This is a genomic window from Marinomonas dokdonensis (assembly GCF_052747885.1).
This window is the reverse complement of the sequence record NZ_JBRAND010000012.1, coordinates 1-1221: the sequence shown is the minus strand read 5'-3', so window position 1 is coordinate 1221 and position 1221 is coordinate 1. Positions and strand designations below refer to the sequence as shown.

2 rRNA genes are annotated in these 1221 nt (G+C 48.2%); both read left to right on the top strand.

Features of this window, described 5'->3' with window-relative positions:
• Positions 1-506: ribosomal RNA gene (locus ACUM5Y_RS15615) — 16S ribosomal RNA — on the top strand; the annotation flags it as partial.
• Positions 507-794: 288 nt separating this feature from the next.
• Positions 795-1221, top strand: a 23S ribosomal RNA gene (locus ACUM5Y_RS15610); the annotation flags it as partial.

Here is a 1221-nt window from a genome sequence, read left to right as displayed (position 1 = left end):
CTCTGAGACAGGTGCTGCATGGCTGTCGTCAGCTCGTGTTGTGAAATGTTGGGTTAAGTCCCGTAACGAGCGCAACCCTTATCCTTATTTGCCAGCACTTCGGGTGGGAACTTTAAGGAGACTGCCGGTGACAAACCGGAGGAAGGTGGGGACGACGTCAAGTCATCATGGCCCTTACGAGTAGGGCTACACACGTGCTACAATGGCGTATACAGAGGGCTGCGAACTTGCGAGAGTAAGCGAATCCCAGAAAGTACGTCGTAGTCCGGATTGGAGTCTGCAACTCGACTCCATGAAGTCGGAATCGCTAGTAATCGTGGATCAGAATGCCACGGTGAATACGTTCCCGGGCCTTGTACACACCGCCCGTCACACCATGGGAGTTGATTGCTCCAGAAGTAGCTAGCTTAACCTTCGGGATGGCGGTTACCACGGAGTGGTCAATGACTGGGGTGAAGTCGTAACAAGGTAGCCCTAGGGGAACCTGGGGCTGGATCACCTCCTTAAACGATAGAAGCTCTGGTGAGCGTTCACACAAATTATCTGATACCTATCTTAAGACGTTAGAACAGAGTTCTAAGCAAGATGTTGACCTGAGAATGATCGGGGCACTCAATGTCTGACTTAGTGCTTTGCACTAAACTTGCTCTTTAACAATTCAAATTTTGAAATAACGATGAATCAAGCGTTAAACCGGTGAGAAACACTTTAACCTAGTGTTTCTTATTATCGTAAATCCTTAGGAGGTACAAAAGCTCCTTAGGTATGTGATCCGAAACTATTTTGGGTTATATGGTCAAGTGACCAAGCGTGCACGGTGGATGCCTTGGCAGTCAGAGGCGATGAAGGACGTGGTAATCTGCGATAAGCTCGGGGGAGTTGATAAACAAACTTTGATCCCGAGATTTCCGAATGGGGAAACCCACCCGCTTGCGGGTATCATTAAGTGAATACATAGCTTAATGAGGCGAACCCGGGGAACTGAAACATCTAAGTACCCGGAGGAAAAGAAATCAACCGAGATTCCCTAAGTAGCGGCGAGCGAAAGGGGATTAGCCCTTAAGTTGATTTGGTGTTAGTAGAAGGTTCTGGAAAGAACCGCCGTAGAGAGTGATAGCCTCGTATACGAAAACGCCATTTTAATGAAATCGAGTAGGACGGGACACGTGTTATCCTGTCTGAATATGGGGGGACCATCCTCCAAGGCTAAATACTCCTGAC